The 18905-nt window shown below is 54.3% G+C and carries 12 protein-coding genes and 6 pseudogenes; 12 read left to right on the forward strand and 6 right to left on the reverse strand.

Translation table 11 applies throughout. From position 1 onward, the window contains the following. Positions 1-129: 129 nt before the first annotated feature. On the forward strand, positions 130-750 hold the full coding sequence (locus tag BDD14_RS22080; RefSeq protein ID WP_130421301.1) for a TetR/AcrR family transcriptional regulator: 621 nt from the start codon (positions 130-132) through the stop codon (positions 748-750). A 1404-nt stretch (positions 751-2154) separates the two neighbouring features. On the opposite strand, the gene BDD14_RS33160 is transcribed toward BDD14_RS22080, so the two are convergent. From BDD14_RS33160 to BDD14_RS34590, 4 genes and pseudogenes are all read right to left on the reverse strand, one after another. Further along, entirely contained in the window at positions 2155-2748 is a 594-nt protein-coding gene (locus BDD14_RS33160; protein ID WP_242618120.1) for an SDR family oxidoreductase, read from the reverse strand. A gap of 226 nt (positions 2749-2974) precedes the next feature. Continuing rightward, positions 2975-3274 (reverse strand): helix-hairpin-helix domain-containing protein, encoded by a 300-nt coding sequence (locus BDD14_RS33165; protein ID WP_242618270.1) that lies wholly within the window; start codon positions 3272-3274, stop codon positions 2975-2977. 521 nt (positions 3275-3795) lie between these two features. Continuing rightward, positions 3796-4017, reverse strand: a pseudogene (locus BDD14_RS32000) (IS481 family transposase); the annotation flags it as partial. Between the two features lie 53 nt (positions 4018-4070). After that, positions 4071-4457 (reverse strand): annotated as a pseudogene (locus tag BDD14_RS34590) (FAD-dependent monooxygenase); the annotation flags it as partial. Positions 4458-4754: 297 nt separating this feature from the next. Between BDD14_RS34590 and BDD14_RS32515 the strand changes: the two are divergent. The 6 genes and pseudogenes from BDD14_RS32515 (at position 4755) to BDD14_RS34595 (ending at position 11222) form a co-directional block, all read left to right on the forward strand. Next, on the forward strand, positions 4755-5435 hold the full coding sequence (locus tag BDD14_RS32515; RefSeq protein ID WP_207231792.1) for an HAD-IC family P-type ATPase: 681 nt from the start codon (positions 4755-4757) through the stop codon (positions 5433-5435). 44 nt (positions 5436-5479) lie between these two features. After that, positions 5480-5791: pseudogene (locus tag BDD14_RS35060) on the forward strand (HAD family hydrolase); the annotation flags it as partial. A gap of 258 nt (positions 5792-6049) precedes the next feature. After that, positions 6050-6178 (forward strand): annotated as a pseudogene (locus BDD14_RS35065) (IS91 family transposase); the annotation flags it as partial. An 817-nt stretch (positions 6179-6995) separates the two neighbouring features. Continuing rightward, positions 6996-9332: a glycosyltransferase family 4 protein gene (locus BDD14_RS22105; protein WP_165420191.1), complete on the forward strand. Its 2337-nt coding sequence runs from the start codon at positions 6996-6998 to the stop codon at positions 9330-9332. Positions 9333-9394: 62 nt separating this feature from the next. Beyond that, positions 9395-10357: a glycoside hydrolase family 130 protein gene (locus tag BDD14_RS22110; RefSeq protein WP_130421307.1), complete on the forward strand. Its 963-nt coding sequence runs from the start codon at positions 9395-9397 to the stop codon at positions 10355-10357. Between the two features lie 601 nt (positions 10358-10958). Next, positions 10959-11222, forward strand: a complete 264-nt coding sequence (locus BDD14_RS34595) for a DUF3455 domain-containing protein (protein WP_423201809.1) — start codon at positions 10959-10961, stop codon at positions 11220-11222. Between the two features lie 437 nt (positions 11223-11659). Here BDD14_RS34595 and BDD14_RS22115 read toward each other — a convergent pair whose 3' ends face one another. Beyond that, on the reverse strand, positions 11660-12010 hold the full coding sequence (locus BDD14_RS22115; protein ID WP_130421309.1) for a hypothetical protein: 351 nt from the start codon (positions 12008-12010) through the stop codon (positions 11660-11662). Between the two features lie 782 nt (positions 12011-12792). Between BDD14_RS22115 and BDD14_RS33785 the strand changes: the two are divergent. Both BDD14_RS33785 and BDD14_RS22120 read left to right on the forward strand, forming a co-directional pair. Further along, positions 12793-13169, forward strand: a pseudogene (locus BDD14_RS33785) (DUF2252 family protein). Continuing rightward, entirely contained in the window at positions 13166-13975 is an 810-nt protein-coding gene (locus tag BDD14_RS22120) for a DUF2252 family protein (RefSeq protein WP_278045497.1), read from the forward strand. Before BDD14_RS33785 ends, BDD14_RS22120 begins: the two are co-directional and overlap by 4 nt. Before the next feature lie 85 nt (positions 13976-14060). Here the strand turns inward: BDD14_RS22120 and BDD14_RS22125 are convergent, their stop codons facing one another. Then, on the reverse strand, positions 14061-14711 hold the full coding sequence (locus tag BDD14_RS22125) for a response regulator (protein WP_130421312.1): 651 nt from the start codon (positions 14709-14711) through the stop codon (positions 14061-14063). A 298-nt stretch (positions 14712-15009) separates the two neighbouring features. On the opposite strand from BDD14_RS22125, the pseudogene BDD14_RS34600 reads away from it, so the two are divergent. The 3 genes and pseudogenes from BDD14_RS34600 to BDD14_RS22140 all read left to right on the forward strand — a co-directional run. Next, positions 15010-15219 (forward strand): annotated as a pseudogene (locus tag BDD14_RS34600) (TolC family protein); the annotation flags it as partial. Positions 15220-15426: 207 nt separating this feature from the next. After that, positions 15427-15915 carry a (2Fe-2S)-binding protein gene (locus BDD14_RS22135; protein ID WP_130421314.1) on the forward strand — a complete coding sequence of 163 codons (489 nt, stop codon included), beginning with the start codon at positions 15427-15429 and terminating at the stop codon, positions 15913-15915. Further along, positions 15908-18178: a xanthine dehydrogenase family protein molybdopterin-binding subunit gene (locus tag BDD14_RS22140; protein ID WP_165420192.1), complete on the forward strand. Its 2271-nt coding sequence runs from the start codon at positions 15908-15910 to the stop codon at positions 18176-18178. The genes BDD14_RS22135 and BDD14_RS22140 overlap by 8 nt, the downstream gene beginning before the upstream one ends. Positions 18179-18905: the final 727 nt, after the last annotated feature.

Here is an 18905-nt window from a genome sequence, read left to right on the forward strand (position 1 = left end):
TAACGACAACGCTACAGGCCGGCAATCCAGAGTGGGGTCTGAAGAAAGAAGTCGCATAAAATTCTGTTGATACGGGAGAATCCAAGCTGTGGATCGCATTGAATATTTCTTTGATGCATTGGGGGATGAATGCCTAAAAAGAGGTCGCGAGGAGAGGTTCGAAACGGCAAGCTTCAAAGAGTCGCAGCAGACTTGTTTCTGAAACGCGGCTATGAGGGCGTCACTGTCGACAAGATCGTCGAGCTGGCTGGCGGTTCGAAGAGTACGGTCTACAGCGAATTCGGTGGGAAGTGTGGGTTGTTCATCAGCAGTATCGAGAACCTGTGCCGCGAGTCGAATGAACCTCTCACGAAGATCGATTACACAGGATTGAACCTTGAAGGGAGTCTAAAGAAACTCTCTTTTCACATCTTGAAGCTCATCACCGCAAAACGGTCTGTGGAGCTTCATCGTCTCGCCATCGGCGAGGCCGTGAACTGTCCCGAAGTAGGAGAGGCGTGGTACACGCACGGTCCCGCCAGAACGGCTTCGATCATACGATCTGTGTTGGAAAGTCATCGGGACGAACTGCGAAGAACAACGGTTCCGATTGAACGCATGGCCGTGATGCTTCACGACTCATTGACGGGAGACACCCTATACCGTCTGCTGGCGGGAGTCGGTAAGCATGAAAATGATGCCGAGCTCGAGCGATTGGCTTGCGCTGCCGTCGACGTCATTTTCGGAAACATTCTTAGCGAAGTGCCTTAAGGGCATACCTCCGCTGACTCTGTCGAGTATTGTCTATCAACCATTTTCCTGGGTTCGGATTCTCGATCGATGAAAATCGCTATCTCACTCAGGGACGTGCAGCCCGCTTACGTGAAAGCGGCTTACTCAGCTTCCGACCGCCGCGACGTCGTCGTTGAGATGGGACTGCGTCAACATCTAACGCGAAGTTCTGAGCGTCAACGTGCGTCCAGCCGGAAGCAAGAAACTCTCAGCCGAAAGCTCTTTTTTCTGAGACAGGCTTGCCCATCACGATCCGCGAGCGGAATCTCACTTGTCGAGAACAGTGCTTAGCATTGAAAACCCCTTCGCGCTAAGTGGAGCGCGTCTTCAGCTATCCATCCTGTTGATGACCGAAGGGTTACTTGCAAAGAATCAGAGAAGAAAATCTTTACGCTCCATCCGTCGAGGCAATGAGAGGAAAATTCGGCGAGCGCTGAGTTACCATGTTGCGGCGCTGGAACACCTAGGGCGCTCGCCTCAAATGAGGTTTTTGGGAGGATGGTTATGGTCTTGCATTCGCGAGGATTTCTGAAAATAATGATGGCGTTTATGTCCTGTACAGCACCAGCCTCAGATCTTGGTAGTAAGGTGACAGTCTCGGGTTGGGTGATTGACTCCGCGTGCGCCTATACGAAGGGCCTCGACAAGCCAATTGGAGCGGCTTGTGCCAAGGCGTGCGCTAGAAACGGATCACCTCTAGTAATCCTGCGCGATGATGGCACTATCTTTCTGCCGATCGACAGCCGAACGCCCTCTTCCTCACAGAACTCAAAATTGATGCCGTTCGCAGGAGAGCGCATCACGGTTGTTGGTAGAGACTACGCGCGTAACGGCTCACATGGACTTGTGATTGAAAAGATCGCTTCGGAAACCGCTAAAACGAGAGACCGGTAGTCTGAGCTACTGGCAATAATGGCCGGATTTCATCTCAGACAGGCTGTTTCCTCAGAGTGCAACGCAGCGCGTGGACAGCGTGCAGCTGAAGATTCTGGTGCGCGACGAAAGTGCCTCCGTCGCGCTCGGCAAGGCTATGCATCGACTCTTCCCAAGAGCTACCGGGAGCGCCACGCATATTGTGAAATTCTGGGAACAGAACGAATACCCCAGCTCGCTGCCAATGAATTCTTCTGCTTTAAGGTAGCCCAAAATGCGGCCTCGACGTCCCGCCCAACCGCCTCTCCGAAGACCCCTCGCGCTTGTCATCGACCGCTTCGATCTGCGTCCTTACGATACGTATCGCGGCTTTGAGGATTTCTGCGTGCTCAATGACCGCCCGGGTCCAAAAGAAGCTGTCGATCCAACATTCAGAATTCGTCTCGCTTTGCCGACTTACCATGTCGCACAGAAAAGCTTTGTGAGCACCACAAGACTCGTAAGATTCACTTAATCATGTCCATGTCCAGTAGCAAGCTCAGTTTCGATAAACGGTCCGTAGAAGCTGGAGCCTGCATTATTCACGAGAGCATTAATTTTAATTCCACGCCTTAAGACCTCTGCATGGAGGTTCTCCGCAGATGCCGGATTTGAAAGATCATAGGTGATCACGAATGCATGCGCGCCGTGCTTTCCTTTATTTAGTCGCACATCGCGAGCACACTCTAACGCCATCACTGAAAAATATAAAGCTCCTGCAATAACAAACTTCTTAAAGGTTAATGAAAATCGTGCGACTGCAGTTCCAACCCGCTGCTGGATAATTCCAGCAAAGCGAACCGCTTTTACATGGAGCACATTGTCTTGGTTTTGAAGTATTCCTTCGACGAATAGAAACTTACTGCGAGTGACCACCAAGCGATCTCGGTCATACAGATCCGGTGTGACGATGACATTGGCGATGCCGGTTTCATCTTCCATTGAGATAAAAATGAACCCCCTTGGCCGTACCAGGACGCTGCCGAGCGATGACGCAGCCGGCAGTTCGCAGAACACCCCATCTTTGCACTCCGGCAACTCGTCCGCCGTCAAAGCTCCAGTCATCGCAACTCAGGGCGCCGGCGATACATAGGGTGTCTGTCGATCGTGAGACCAGTTCCGGCATCGTCAGCGACAAGGCGTTCTTCGAGGTCCATCTGTCGGAGCGGCAATGTTTTAGAATCATCTTTCAACCAGTCGCTCTGCTGTCTGAGTAGAGGCCCCTCTAGCTTGCCGGCGCGTTCCACTGGCCAGAAAGCATCCCGGCGATGGGCAATTCCTTCGATCTTATTCAACGCTCCGATTCGGGCAAGGAGCGTGAGTTCTTTCCTGTCCAGCGGCGGGACGCGCACGGCAAGATCCTCCGCCGAGCAGAAGGGGGACCATCCAGCGCGCGAGATCCTACGAGTGCTTCTGCCGACCGCTTCCGCAGACGTTTCGCATAACTCAGTCCCAATCGCAAAGACAAGGTTCCGTTTGATTCGTATTCGATAGTGCAAGGCCAATCCGACGTCTGAACGTCGATCGGTTTCACACGCAGGCCATGCCGTTGAGCTTCCTTCACCAGCACAGCAGATGAGTAAAAGCCCATTGGCTGATTGTTGAGGATGGCACAGATAAAAGCTGCAAGATACTTCACCTTGAAATACGCCGATGCGCTTGCCGCGTGCGACTCTGGAAAGCCATAAAGGGCAAAGTAACTGATATTTTGGACAATATTATTCTGGGTAGGGGTGTCGGATGTCCTCGATCCATGTGTGTAACGGATGTTCCGGTACAGCTCAGTAGCTGGAAGCTGACGTGCTCGCGGAGTGACTCGGGAGTCGCTGTTTCCGTGGCAAGTGGCGGGCTGGTTTCATTTGACTCGAGAAAGCGTTGTCTGGCGAGTAAAAGTTTATTGAGCGAGTTGGGCTAGATAAGACTCAACCGCAGGCCAACTATCGGCCTTGGCAGACAGAGCAACATATCCATCCGGACGGACAATCCAAAGACCACCGGCGTGGAATGGCATGCGCGCTATCGGTTCAACGATTTTGGTGTATTTTTCCAGCAAGCGCGGAGGTACGCTCTCAGGTTGGGCATAAAGGACAAATCGCGGCGTATTCCCGTAGCCTAGGTGTTTAGTCCCGGCATTTGATGGATTGGGTCGAGTGTAAATCTGTCTGGGTCGTGGGTCCAGAGTTTGCAGATGGCTTCGTAGGGTGTGAGGCCGCGTAGTGTCTTGAGTCGTCTGGCGAAGTTGTAGGCTGCGATGAAGTCGGACAAGTGCGCTTTGTGTTGTTGGTGGGTGTTGTAGAAGAAGCGTTTGACCGTGGCTTCCTTGATGGTGCGGTTCCCGTCCGGGCGTCCCAAAGTGCAGGACACGCCCTCCGCCTTTTCTTGGAAGTTTTCAATTCCGTCTGGCGTTCCACCTTCACGCCGAGGAGGGCAAGATGTTCTTCCAAGAGCCGCTCCGTTTCGCTCTGAGGAATCATCAAGACGAACTTATGGGTGGAGTCCACACCTGTCATATCTAGGTGGGCGATTTCATCGTTGCCGGACAAGATATTGACGCTCTCGGTTTTCAATCCAGCGCGAATAAACTGGTCCGCAAAGTCGGCTTCCATACGATCGAGAAGTTCGAGAGTACGAGCCCACAACACTAGAGCCTTCGATTTATCTGTCCGTGCATCATTTTTGTCGACGATTCGAGTTGACAATCCGTAACGGGCCAGCTCGGACGCCATGGTTAGTCCTACAGGTCCTGCTCCAGCGATCAAAATATCGGTCTTCATTCCGTACTCTCCAATCTTTGGCGATAGTGCCTCAAGTCGGGGGGTCGATTTCGGAACCTTTGTCTGGACAGGAGCTAGCGTACACGACCTCAGGACGATTTGGAACGAACAACTACTGTTTTTGCCGGGAATTGCCGCAATTCCGCCGAAGTCTTAAAAGTGTCCTTATGGCGAATCACTGGGACACGAAATGCACCAATGAACGGTGCGGACACCGTAAGGGCAATCATCACGCCATGGCGTCGAGGAAGACGCATAGTGGGCTGGTGTGCCGCCCCGGCATGAAGGACGGCCGATATGAATACGCTTGTCGACCTCGGTACCGGAACCGCGTTCCTTTACCCAGCTGTTACAACCATAGCCCAGACTTCTTTCTGGCACACGGCATCGCCCCTGATACTTACTTCGAAGCAGGCATTTTTGATCATCGGCCTTGTGCTGACAGGCAACACCCTCGAGAGCCGCGCTAAAGGCCAGACTGCCGTCGCATTACGGAAGCTCGTGCAAATGCAACCGCAAATTGCACGTGTTCTGCGAGATGGCGCGGAATATGACCTGCCTCTGGAGGCCATTCAGCGCGACGACCTCATCCTGGTGCGTCCAGGAGAACGCATTCCGACCGACGGCGAAATTGTCTACGGAAAGAGCAGTGTGGATGAGTCCATGCTCACGGGAGAATCCTTGCCGGTTGAAAAGACTGCAAGCGACCGGGTCATGGGTGGCACTCTCAATCAGACCGGGACCTTCCATTATCGTGCCACGACCCTCGGTGCGGACAGCACCTTGGCACAGACCGTCCGGCTGTTGCGCGAAGCTCAGGTATCGCATGCGCCGATTCAGAGACTCGCTGACAGTATCAGTGCGATCTCTGTACGACCGTTTTGGGCATCGCAATCGTCACGTTCTTTGCATGGCACTTCTTTGCACCTGGCTTGGGAATTATGCAGGGCTTTACCGCAGCGGTCACTGTGCTCGTGATCGCTTGCCCCTGCGCCATGGGCCTGGCCGTCCCCACTGCGGTGATGGTGGCAAAAGAGCGGGAAGCTACTTTTGGGCTTGTCATCAAAGGTGGAGAGACACTCCAAAAGCCCGAGAAGGTTGACACGGTGGTGCTCGACAAAACCGGCACGATTACGGCAGGTCGCCCCGAGGTCACTCATCTTCTCCTCCCGCCAGAGAGCAGCATTGACGTCATCGGAGACAATCCGCCTACCTCTGAGGATCGTGTGCTTCGAATTGTTGCTGCACTCGAACGCGCCAGCGAACATCCTCTGGCTGCGGCTGTAGTTCGCTATGCTCAACAGCACGGTCTGAACCTGCCGCAGTTGGAGAGCTTTGAATCGCAGACGGGCCATGGTGTCGTCGGCATTGTCGAAGGCAATTTGACGGTGATTGGCAACGCAGCGTTGATGAAGAACAACAGCATCTCCGGACAGACTTTGACGGCAGCTGCTCGGACATGCCAAGCTCGCGGATACTACGGTGTACCTGCATCTGTCGCGACGCCATCTGCACGCGGTTGCCAGTCCGCTGGAGGCGATCGATGTATCCAGAACCGAAGAGGTGAAACACTCCAGGAGACGCGCGAAGCGATGAGCCGGCTCACCCTCGAGGTGACCGACATCATTCGCGCATCGGGCAGCGGATTCTCCGAACGGCACGGATCGCACCTGGCCTTGCAGCACCACAAGGTGATGGACGCTATCGTCCGTTGCCGCACTGACACCCCAAGCGTTCGTGGACGAAGGGCTTAAGTTGAATAGAGCGGTAGGACGAGCGAATTCCTACATAGGAAGCTTGGCTATGATGTTGGCATGTTCTATTCGAAGTTCGGCCAGTTCTATTTCCAGCATCGATGTTTCGACAGGACCGATAGATTGTCTACGGCCATCAATCTTGGATCCGCTTAGTCTCGACTGGAGCGAATCAATCTGCGAGTTTATTGACGCCAAACGAACTTCTGTATTGATGAGAAAACGCTGCATAACGCAAGTCTACGCGCTAATGTGTTCCGCACCATGCCCAAGTCTTTGGGGCACATCAATCTCTTCCACAAGGGAATGGTTGCCCTGCTGTAAAAGATTCTCATTATTTTCCAACAGCCAAATCGAAATGCTTGCCTTTTCGTTGAGTTGGTAATGGATGAGTTACAGATTCACTTCTACTGAACGGCACGATACGCTTTTCAGGCGTATGGTTGATCTAGAAGCAGGGCCATTCTTCTTGCCTTCGGTTGTCCATTGCTTAGCTCCGACGCGCACCTTTCGCGTAGACAATAAGTACAGGATCCTATACCGGATCTGTCCGTTCATCTCGCCTGAATACGACCTGGTGAGATTTCTGAGATAGGCCGAGTTTTAGACTCATCCTTCGCTCCAGCTAGATGATAGCCAAATGTTTTTCTGCTTCACGCTGGAGACACGAGTCTTCTCAGGGGTCCGTAGGCCAAGCGTACTTCGAGTGCTTAGTTTGTCTGACATGCCTTCGCGCATTCACTCTTGACACTGCTCTATGAAGCAGTGATGAAAGCAGGCACGTATGTCTTTTTCCAGATCTTCTGAACCAGAGGAAGATTCGGCAGTATTGCCACTGCCAACCCGTCTAGCGTTCGTGGGCAACTACCTACCGCGCCAATGTGGAATCGCGACCTTCACTACCGACCTTTGCACTGCAATTGCTGATCGATACGGCAGTGCGAGACTCTTTGCGATTCCCGTCAACGACCCGGATTCAACATACGATTACCCCGAACGGGTGCGGCTCGAGCTAACCCAGGAAGATAAATCTTCATACGAGCGAGGCGCCGAGTTTCTTAACTTCAATGGAAACGACTTGGTTTGTTTACAACATGAATACGGAATCTTCGGAGGGCCAGCCGGCAGTCATGTACTGGCCTTACTTCGGAAGCTGAAGATGCCCCTGGTGACAACCCTTCACACGGTTCTAAGTGATCCGGATGCAAATCAACGCGCTGTCCTTGAAGAGATAGCGCATCTGTCGGATCGATTGATTGTAATGAGTGAACACGCCTCAACGCTCTTACGGGAAGTGTACGGCGTGCCCTCTGGAAAAATCGACCTGATACCGCACGGCGTGCCGGATTTTCCATTCACGGATCCCAATTATTTCAAAGATTTGTTTGGAACTCAGGGAAAACCAGTACTACTTACGTTCGGATTACTTTCTCCAAACAAGGGGATCGAAAATGTGATCTGCGCCCTTCCAAGAATTCTTGAAGAGCATGAAGACGTGGTTTACATCGTCTCCGGAGCAACGCATCCACATATCAGGCGGTTCGAAGGCGAGAAATATAGAGAAGGATTGCAGGCGCTGGCGGAGGAACTGGGCGTCTCTTCGCATGTGATCTTCAACAATCGCTTTGTAAGTTCAGAAGAACTAATCGAGCATGTGGGCTCGGCAGACATCTATATCACCCCTTATCGTCAAGAAGCACAGGTTGTTTCAGGCACACTTGCTATTGCTCTCGGAGCTGGGAAAGCGATCATTTCTACGCCGTACTGGTATGCCAAAGAGCTTCTTGCTGACGGCCGCGGCGTGATTGTTCCGTTTAATGATCCGGATTCAATTGCAGAGGCAACTATCAAACTGCTGGATAACGACGCCGAGCGGCATGCGATGCGGAAGCGGGCCTATCTTCATTCCCGCGGCACGACATGGCAAAAAACTGCGCAAGCTTATATGGCGAGCTTTCAACGTGCGCGTATTGAACGCATGCTCCGTCCCCGTCCTGCACTGCAAGATCTTTTCGTCCCTAAAGCTACAGACCGTTTGCCGAAACTGAGTACCGCCCATCTTTCGAAGATGACAGACGACACCGGCATCTTGCAGCATGCCATTTTCTCTCTACCTAACTGCAATGAGGGCTATACAACAGATGACAACGCCCGTGCGCTAATTGTCGCAACAATGCTCAAAGATTCTCTTCCGTCCGGCAGCAGCGATGAGCATGCAACGCTGTCCCATCGCTACCTCGCTTTTCTCTGGCTCGCGTTCCATGACAAGACGGGCAGATTTAGGAACTTTCTAAGCTACGGACGGGAGTGGCAGGAAGAAGTCGGCTCAGAAGACAGTCACGGTCGCGCACTATGGGCTTTGGGAACGGTGCTCGGGAATTCGGAGGACGCGGGCCTCAGAGGTGCAGCGGGCAGACTCTTTGAAGCTTCCGCTTCAGTCACATTAACGTTTACCAGCCCGCGAGCGTGGGCGTTCTCAATACTAGGTATGCAAGCCTATCTCGATTGGTTTCCGGGAGACAGAGTGATTCAGGACTCCCGTAATGTCCTCGCAAATCGATTGCTGACTGCCTATGAGCATACTCAGTCAGAGTCATGGCAGTGGTTTGAGAAGAGCCTTTCCTACTCGAACGCCAGATTGTCACAAGCGTTGCTCATAGCAGGATGGCGCAGTAAGAACGCGCGGATGATAGAAGCAGGGTTTGAGTCCCTTCGATGGCTTGTCGCTGAGCAGCATCGCGGCCATGACGTGGTCTTCGTTCCGATAGGTTCCAGGGGCTTTGCTGTTGCAGGCGGTATTAAAGCGCGTTTCGATCAGCAACCAGTAGAGGCTTGCGCGACGATCGCAGCATGTGTTCTGGCGTACCAAATCACCCATGAGCAGCAATGGCTCGAAGAGGCGTGGTGTGCTTTTCGTTGGTTTCTTGGGGAGAACGACCTGCAAGTTCCACTCTACGACGCAGTAACCGGCGGTTGTAAAGATGGGCTTCATCCAGATCGCGTGAATGAAAACCAGGGAGCCGAATCGACGCTTTCATTCCTGATGGCTCTTCTCGAGATGCAAAATATCGAAATCACAAACGTAGAAAACTTGAACCAAGAAACGAGTGTTTCCATTTGACAGCAATTGCCCGTCCGACGGTGTCGCGTGAAGATCGCTCCGCCAAACAGCCGAGTTCAAACATGAGCGAAGAGATTTCCTTGTTCACTCGTCACGCCGCGAATCCGATCCTGAGCCGTAAAGATTGGCCGTATCCGATTAATAGCGTTTTCAATGCGGGCGCCGTGAAACTTCCCGACGGCGATACGTTGCTGCTTTGCCGAGTAGAAGACCGGCGAGGTCTCTCGCATCTCTGTGCTGCCCGCTCTGCGAATGGAGTCGACGGATGGCGCATAGACGCTCAACCAACATTGATGGCGAGCCCGCGTGAGTTTCCTGAAGAGATCTGGGGTATCGAAGACCCACGGATCACCTATGTTCCTGAACTGCAGCAGTACGCCATTGCCTACACCTCGTTTGCGCGGGGTGGCCCCGGCGTTTCACTTGCGATGACGAAGGACTTCAGAACCTTTGAGCGGTATGGCGTCATCATGCCGCCGGAGGACAAGGATGCTGCTCTTCTACCGCGAAGGATAGGCGGGTTTTGGGCCATGATTCATCGACCAGTGACGACACTCGGTGCGCATATGTGGATTTCCTATTCGCCAGATCTACGGCATTGGGGTAGTCACAAGGTGATGCTTGAGGCACGCCGCGGTGGATGGTGGGATGCCAACAAGATAGGTCTCTGCTCTCCGCCGATTGAGACAGAAAAGGGTTGGTTGGTGATCTACCATGGCGTCCGGCATACGGCGTCCGGTAGCATCTATCGCCTGGGACTTGCGCTCTTCGATCTGGACAGGCCAGATGTCTGCGTCCAGCGAGGCGATTCCTGGATATTCGGTCCTGAAGCTCCATACGAGCGCGGAGGAGATGTCAATGACGTCGTATTTCCCTGCGGACAAACCATTGGAGCTGATGGAGACACGATTCACCTCTACTACGGTGCAGGTGACTCCTGTATGGCGATGGCAACCGGCAGCATACGTGCTCTTCTTTCATGGCTCGATTCGAATTCGGGCACAGCCGACGAAATGGGATTCTAATCTCAACCTCCTCGTAGGCTCTCTTCGCTTGCGCTAGGTTGCTGGACCTTGGCCAGACTGTCGCGCAAGGTTGGCCCCCCACTAAGTGCCCTGATTATTGTTGAGCGGTCGCGTCAAAGACTTCAATAATACGTAGTTTATGAAATCAGTTGGCTTTCACTCCCGCATCGGTAACGAGAATGTATGGTCCGCCGCACGACTGCAAGGGAAAAGCTGAGGAGCGAGGAGACAAGTCTGCGCAAATGTATTCGGCGTTTTGATGGAGATCAGTTCTCCTGGCCATGATGAATTGCGCGCGCGTCTGTCCTTATAAGTCGGTCGGTCGTTGAAGACCATTCTCGGTATCAGGTTGAAGACACGCCGTTGTGACTGTTCTTTTCGTCCTTGCTGTTCCTGTGCAGACCTCATGGTCATGCTCAAGGCGCAAGGCAAAGGCGTCCAGATCTATGGATGCGTGGAGGGAAACTGGATGCTGATCGGTCCCGTTCCAGACTATTCAATGAGCAGGGAAATGTGATCGGCAGGCACTATGCAGGGCCCCACATGGCAACTGACAGATGGGAGTCTGGTGATGGGAAAGACAATCGCCTAGACTGCTCCACTGAATGCACAGTCTGTGCCATGGTTCCTTCCTGAGGCGTCTTCGGGCACGGGCGAGTTCAAAGCCGGGAAGTTTATCCAGCGCCGGGACACACATGGTGGCGTGGCTCCATCCACGTCATGCAAGGGCAAAGCAGAACTACGGGTTCCGTATCTGTTCTATGGCGCACTAATAGTCACCTTAGCTCATAGAGTTAAAGTGGCTCACACTGGTGAAGTTAGAGAGCGAAGAATTCTAGAGCCACCGCTGAACTGTGAGGGCTAGTCAAGCAGGAAAACACTAGACGGATCTCCGCTTTGACCCGGACATACGCTCGTGCGGACATCAATATGGGAACTGATTGACTTGATTAGCGCTTATCTCCTGCAGAGACTGCGGACGCAAGAACGTATCGTGTGAGCTTTTCATAGCGGCGGTGGCAGCAGGAGAATCCCTATGGCAAGAAGAGCAGGAGCGACTGCTCGTCATGGCAATCGAGGAGATGAGCCAGTGGCAGAAGCTAGTTTGTCCGAGGTAACAAGCAGACTGATACGGTTGTTTGGCATCCGAAATTCCACGAGAGCTGCGGGTTCGCCGCCAAATTTCACCAGACGACCGCCAGCAAGGGTGTACTTCGCCCGGTCATCTGCAGCGATGCCCGCGTTGGGCATTCGAAACGGGAACGAGACCCGCTGCGCAAACCACGCGGCAACCACCTCTGGTCAACTAGATTCCACATCCAGCGATCTACTGTTGCCGGATATACGGTGTTTGGCGATTGCTGCCTCGACGAAGCTCATGGCGCGTGATTCCCGTCGGAGATAGGAAATGGATAAAACAACGCCAATCGCGACCAAGAACATAGCGGCAGCAGCAACCGGCCTCCAATAGGCTCGAACAGCAGATCTTTTTTGTACCAGAGGATCCGACATCGACTGATTGGTGGGATTGCTCATGTTGCTCATGATTTTTTCGCGCAGGACTGCTGGCGCCTCTACTTGAGGACGCGCGCTTCTCACGCTCACAAGTTCCCCTCCATAACCGATGCCGACGCAAAAGGCATGATCGATCAAAGCCTCGACTTTGAATCCCAGCGCACAAACATTAAGAGGAAGTACGCCAAAGAATTCCAGAAGGCTGGACTTTCATCTTTAACCATCGCTAAGTTTCTACAGCTTGAGCATCGACTAGATCTTTTGGTTGACTTGAAGATTGCCTCCGCGCTTCCACCTCTGTTGGTCAAACCGGCCGACCAATCTACGGCTCCAAATCAGTAGATCCGCCCAAATCCTGTAGGGGCGCCGCCACGGTCATGAATTAACTCGCGGAGCGCGACCGTAGAAGGAGGCTTGATATGTGCTTTCAAGCAAATGAAGTTTTCCACGTTCCGGCGCCGGAAGATTTTAGCGGCCTTAGACAAGTCACAGGTGCGCAAGTGGATAGTTGATCGCTTTGCACCCTTGTCGCGCTCAGGCAGTGGTCGGCAACTTCCTGATCAAGCTCAAGGACTCTCGTCGTGCGAGAACTCAGCTAGCTTCGTTATCGGCAGGTCATTGATGGCTGCAGACACGGAAAATCGGAAACTGATCTGACGGCGAGTTACAGAAAGTCGATGAGATTCTGGGGAGGGCACGCTGGCAATAGCCAAAATCGAACCACTGCCGAGAAGTGATTTCGGCCACAAGGTAGTTCCATGGCAGAAGCAACACGCTGACGGCAAGGATTTGCGCCGCACCGTCCCACGGGAGTCCATGCGGCGTGGGTACCCTCGAACAATCGTCCCGACCCGCTGTAGCTCATTGCTGAGAGCAATAAAGGCAGGCAAAAAGCTCTCATTCCGTTGCGCATGGGGCGCATGGCAGCCTCGCCGTTCACCTTCTTGCGGGGCTCGGCCTGCGTGATTGCGGCTGATCTGTCCACATCACCCATCAGCGGAATTTCCGCGATCATCGATGGCGACGCACACCTGAACAACTTTGGCTTTTATGGAACGCCACAGCAGAAGTTGTCTTCGACATGAACGATTTTGATGAGGTTACTGTCGGTCCCTGCGAGTGGGACCTGAAACGCCTGGTGGCAAGCGTAAACGTGGCCGGGCGGGAGAATGGCCTGAACCGCCCAGAAAGGGCCGCCGCCGTGCAGCGTGCCGTCAAGGGTTACCGCGCCGATCTCACACAACTGGAAAGTATGGGATTGCTGGAAATCTGGTCCATGCCTATCCTGGGCGTTTGAATCCGCTGATCAAGATCGATCCGAAGTCCCAAGCAGTCTTTAGCAAAGCGCTGACCAAAGCATTGGCTACTGACAACAAAGCGCTTGTGCCCAAGGTTGCGGAGCGCAGGAACGGCGGGTCCTGGATGTTCCCGGACGATCCGCCTGTGTTGACGCGGGGAAACGCTTCCACGAGGGCAAAGGTGATTGATGCCCTGAACCGTTACTCAGATACACTTCCGGGAGAGCGTCGCTTCATGTTGTGCCGCTATCACGTAGCAGATGTCGCTCACCGGGTGGTAGGCGTGGGTTCGGTAGGAAGCCGTGCGTACCTGGCGCTGCTCTTCGGTAACGGAGATAACGATCCCTTATTCCTGCAGGTTAAGGAGGCCGCAGCGCCGGCACATGCCCCTACTTGCCGCAACTCCCGAAAGAGTTTCTCCACAATGGCAAGCGGGTGGTGTTGGGACAGAAAGGACTGCAAGCCTCGAACAATCCAAGCTGGGCTATACCGACTCGACGGGAGACATTACTACGTACGACAAATGAAGAATCTGAAGGCTTCGATACCTGTCGAATGGCTCACGGGAGCCTCGTTTAATTTCTATGCCTGGGCGTGCGGAGCATTGCTGGCGCGCGCACATGCGCGGGTGGGAGACGCGGCGCGTATCGCCGGCTACTGCGGCAACTCCGCGGTTCTGGATAGAGCATTGGCGGAGTGGGCCGAGAGCTACGGAGATCAGACGGAACAGGATCACGCGACGCTAGCTGATTCAATCAAGCGAGGGAAAACCAAACCACACGTCGAGTCAGGGAACGAAAGTTAACTCTGTCTTGATGGGGAAATGACTCGTGGGCAACGCGGATAGCGGGGAAACTAAAGAGAAATGACAGGTCGGTGAAACTGTACGGCTAGGGAGAAATCATCTGGTGTTTGATGGCGTATCCCAAAAGCTCCGCGTTGGTACTGATGTTCAAAGTCTCCATCATTCGGTACTTATGGAAAGCAACTGTGCCTGGCTTCACATGGATTTCGCTAGCTACTTGCTTCATCGATAATCCTTGGGCAAGTAGTTGTAGAATTTCGGTTTGCCTTTTCGTGATTCGCTTTTGTTCTGATAAACGTTGTCCGTTGTTCAGAAGAGAGCTCACCGTTTCCTTTGCAATGAGTGGCGAAAGGTAAGACTCTCCTCGGTTGACCTTGCGGACCGCAAGCCGGAGCTCTTCTCCGGTTGATTGCTTGAGCACGTAACCTGAGGCGCCGCGACGGAATGCTTCAGCCGCTACGTCAGCCGCCGACGTCATGGTAAGGAACACCAGTTTGATGCGTGGTATTTTCTGCTTGATTTGTTCGCCTGCATCGAGGCCATTCAGACCTGGCATGTAGATATCGAGGATAATGATATCTGGCTTGAACTGACCTACTGCATCTGCCAGTTGACGACCGTCTGTGACTACGGCAACCACTGAAAACTCAGGTTCCAGAAGACTCTTGCATGCGTCAGCAAAAAGTAGGTGATCATCGGCGATGATAATGCGTGCCGCTGGTCGTTGTTCCCTCACGGTAGACCTCCTGAATAGGTACTTCAAAGTGCCCGTGTGTGACCCAATATTGACGGTGCAGATGTATTGATCCTCATTCACCTTGACCCTTAGTCCCAAGCGCATTGGGGCCTAATCATAGCAAATAGAGGTGGCGCGGGAAGGCATCTTTTCGGCTGACGAGTATCCCAAGGGTCGTTCATTGATAGTTGATAGCCAATTCGGCCCGTTGCCGGTGGCGCGATCCGCAGTGCTTATAACCTCGCCTGGGCGCAACGTACTGAAGCCGAACTGAGTTACAGGCAGACAGTCCAGAACGCGTTCGATAGAGGAACAGACGAATACTTATAAGGAGACGGCCCGGCTTGCCAATGTTCGTTTCACGAACGGATCGACGAGCTTTCTTGAAGTGTTGGTAACGCAACAGCAGTATTTCATCTCGCAGTTGGCTCTCGCTCAAGCGTGGAATGCCGAGATGCAAAATTATGTTCAGCTCTATCAAGCGCTGGGAGGCGGATGGAATCCGTAGCCCACTCGAGCGGCCCTTACATCTCGAACCGAGCCTTATAAGGCTATTTCAGGACCAGGGAAATCAGAGCAGGCACCGTAGCTGAGTACGGTATTCGGCCGTAATCAGAGCAAAAATACCGTCACAAGTGATATGTTGTCAGCTATCACTCCTACGGGGGCGCGATTTGAACTATTCCATTTTCATGTTCTTTTGAGGTGAGATTAAATGCCATTCCAACTCAACATCAATCGGAAACCTCATACGGTCGACGCCTCAGACGACACGCCGTTGCTATGGGTGCTGCGCGACGTACTCGACATGAAAGGTACCAAGTACGGCTGTGGGGTAGGGATGTGCGGTGCCTGCACGGTGCTCATGGACGGCAAGGCAATCCGGTCCTGCCTGATTCCAGCCTCTCAGGTGAAGGGCAACATTACCACCATCGAAGGACTGGCGGAAAACGGCAAGCTGCACGCGCTGCAAGAGGCCTGGGTCGACCTGGACGTTGCCCAGTGCGGCTATTGCCAGGGCGGACAGATTCTGAGCGCGGCGTCGCTGCTGGCGCAGCATCCCAAGCCGACTGACGCTGAGATCGAAACGGCGATGACGGGCAATATCTGCCGCTGCGCCACCTATAACCGCATCAAGGCGGCGATTCATAAGGCTGCCGGCTCTCAAGCTGAGACGAAGGGGGAAGTCCATGCCGGTGAGTGAGACATTCGCAAAGTACGATTCCGAGATTCAGGCAATCATCGCAGAGGTGGAGACGATCGCGCCTCCGGTTGCAACCATTGGACGTCGATCCTTTCTGAAGCTGGCGGGCTTTGCCGGTGGCGGGCTGGTGCTGGCCTTCCATCTCGACACCCGCTCCGCCCGCGCCGAGGACGCAGGAGGGCACGAGACCACCACGCTCAATTCCTTCGTGCGGGTGGCGCCGGACAATACGGTCACGGTCGTTTCCAAAGGTCCGGAGATCGGCCAGGGCATCAAGACCGCCTTCGGCCTGATCATCGCCGAGGAGCTCGACGCCGATTGGAAGACGGTGAGGGTCGATCAGGCGCTGATCAATCCCAAGGTCTACGGCTATCAGGGAGCCGGCGGCTCGACGTCGATTCCGCGTGGCTGGGACCAGCTGCGCCAGGCAGGCGCCACCGCGCGCGCCATGCTCATCGCCGCTGCGGCCAAGCGATGGAAGGTGCCGGTGAGTGAATGCACCGCCGCCTCCAGCGTCGTCATCCACACGCCCTCCGGGCGAAAGCTGACCTATGGCGCGTTGGCCAAGGACGCTTCGGCAGAGCCCGTGCCCGATGTCGCCAAAGTGCCGTTGAAGACACGCGCTCAGTACAAGCTGCTGGGCAAGCGCTTTACTGGGGTCGACAATTCGAAGATAGTTACCGGCCAGCCGCTGTTCGGCATCGACGTACAGATGCCCGGCATGCTGATCGCTAATTACACGAAGTGCCCCGCCTCCGGCGGCAAGGTCAAGAGCGCCAATCTGGACGAGATCAAGAAGATGCCGGGCATTGTCGATGCCTTTGTACTCGATGGCACCGGCAATCCTCTCGAAGTCATGCCGGGAGTTGCCATCATCGCCAAAACTACCTGGGATGCCTTCCGGGCCAAGGCCGCGCTGAAGGTGGAGTGGGACGAGAGTGGTGCGTCCAAGGATTCGCTTACCCAGGCTGCAGCCAAGGCCAAAGAGCTTGGCCCTCAGATGCCCGCTCCCGAGACCAACGTGGGCGACATCGATGCCGCGTTTGCCTCCGGTGCCAAGGTTGTCGAGGCCTCCTACGACTACGCCATGGTCTCGCATCAACAGCTGGAACCACAGAACAGCACTGCCTGGTGGCACGACGGCATCATGGAGATGTGGACGCCCAGTCAGCAGTCGGACCGTGGTCTGGCCATGATCATCAGCATGCTCAAGCTGCCCGAGGACAAGGTCATCATCCACCAGACCCGCGCCGGTGGCGGCTTCGGCCGCAGGCTGATGAACGACTACCTGTGCGAGGCCGCGGCCATTGCGATGAAGGTCAATGCGCCGGTCAAGCTGCAATGGAAGCGCGAAGACGACTTTGCGTACGACTTCTTCCGCGCAGGCGGATATCACTTCCTGAAGGGCGCGGTCAAAGACGGTAAGCTGTCGGCCTTCCAGAACCATCTCGTCACCTTCTCGGCCGACGGCAAACGTCCTGTGTCGGGCGGTGGTCGCAGCAACAATAGCTTCCCCACCGACATGGCGCCGAACGTGCGTTATGGCGTCAGCATGATGCCGCTCCAGGTTCCATGTGGCCCGTGGCGCGCCCCTACGGACAACGTCCAGATGTTCGTGGTGGGAAGTTTCCTGCATGAACTGTCTGTGGCGGCGGAATGCGATCATGTAGAGTTTCTGATGAATTGGTTTACCCGGCCGCTGGCCAAGCCTTCGACCCAGGGGCCTCCGCCCGATCTCAGCCGTACCTTCAATCCCACCCGTGCCGCCGGGGTTCTCAAACTGGCGGCGGAGAAGTCCGGATGGGGCAAGAAGCTTCCTGCCGGAAGAGGGCTAGGTATCGCCTTCGGCTTCTCCTATGGTGGTCATATCGCGGAGGCCGTCGAGCTGAGCGTCGACGCGAACAAGCACATCACTGTCCACAAGATCACCGTGGTCGGTGACATCGGCCCCATCATTAACATGAGCAGCGCCGAGAACCAGGCCCAGGGCGGCGCCATCGATGGGTTGTCCACCGCCATGGGGTTGGAGATCGCGGTCGAGAAGGGCCGTGTCCAGCAGACCAACTTCGGTGACTATCCGATTCTGAGGATGAGCAGCGCCCCGAAGGTGGAAGTTCATTTCATCCAGTCGGACTTCCGCCCCGCAGGTCTGGGTGAACCTTGTGTGCCGCCTCTGGCCGCAGCGCTGGGCAACGCAATCTTCGCAGCTACCGGAGAGCGGGTGCGGACGATGCCAATCAAGCGAGCGGGGTATACGATCTAGGGTTCCTGCCTCACTTTGCCGTGGAACAATCTGGCAATGATTCATCCACATGAGTCGCTGCTCGATGATTCACGGATCGATGGTATGCGCGATGTCGAACTTCCCAGGTATGTCGGGATGGCGCACGGGGCGCCGCGCCTGACGAGGTGTGGCCCCCCCCGGTTACCTCTTTTGCGTAAAATGTTCCATTCCAAAAGACTTGCCAGGTGATGTGGTTTGTAAAATATTGAAAACAGAAGGTTTGCGGGCAAGATATTCAAAACATTGGGCTTGTATTGCCGAGATTCGTATCAAAGACACGTATCAAGACACATGGCAAGACGCGTGTTCTGTCTTCTGATCACCTCCCGCCCACTCCTCTCCTTAATGCTCTCTCCTCTTTATTAAGAATAGCGATTCGACTGTAACTAATCGGCAACTGATAATTCTATTGATTGCAACAAGTTACCCCTCGATCTGGCTTGACAGTTTATGACTGTAGCAACTGCAATGCACGATTGACTTGACTTCCGGCACGACCGGGCGCAACCTTTGGAAACGATTTTCGTTCCATACTCCTGTTTTCTGTAGTTTGTGGCACTTCCCCCAAAAGTCTTCCTGAAAGCGAAACAGTTCGCGAAGTGAAGAAGCTGAAACTCCCGGCATCCACGCAGCCGACGAGCGGGCCACGAAGAACACAGAGGAGCAGTTCCCATAGAGCTGCCTTTCTTCGGTTTCAAAAACAGAG

The organism is Edaphobacter modestus (assembly GCF_004217555.1).
Taxonomy (GTDB): Bacteria; Acidobacteriota; Terriglobia; order Terriglobales; family Acidobacteriaceae; genus Edaphobacter; species Edaphobacter modestus.

Excerpts from the sequence above, each read along its gene's own strand:
- BDD14_RS22105 (WP_165420191.1), top strand. The coding sequence starts at position 6,996 with ATGTCTTTTTCCAGATCTTCTGAACCAGAGGAAGATTCGGCAGTATTG.
- BDD14_RS32515 (WP_207231792.1), top strand. The coding sequence starts at position 4,755 with ATGAATACGCTTGTCGACCTCGGTACCGGAACCGCGTTCCTTTACCCA.
- BDD14_RS22110 (WP_130421307.1), top strand. The coding sequence starts at position 9,395 with ATGAGCGAAGAGATTTCCTTGTTCACTCGTCACGCCGCGAATCCGATC.
- BDD14_RS33165 (WP_242618270.1), bottom strand. The coding sequence starts at position 3,274 with ATGGGCTTTTACTCATCTGCTGTGCTGGTGAAGGAAGCTCAACGGCAT.
- BDD14_RS33160 (WP_242618120.1), bottom strand. The coding sequence starts at position 2,748 with ATGACTGGAGCTTTGACGGCGGACGAGTTGCCGGAGTGCAAAGATGGG.
- BDD14_RS22135 (WP_130421314.1), top strand. The coding sequence starts at position 15,427 with ATGCCATTCCAACTCAACATCAATCGGAAACCTCATACGGTCGACGCC.
- BDD14_RS22080 (WP_130421301.1), top strand. The coding sequence starts at position 130 with ATGCCTAAAAAGAGGTCGCGAGGAGAGGTTCGAAACGGCAAGCTTCAA.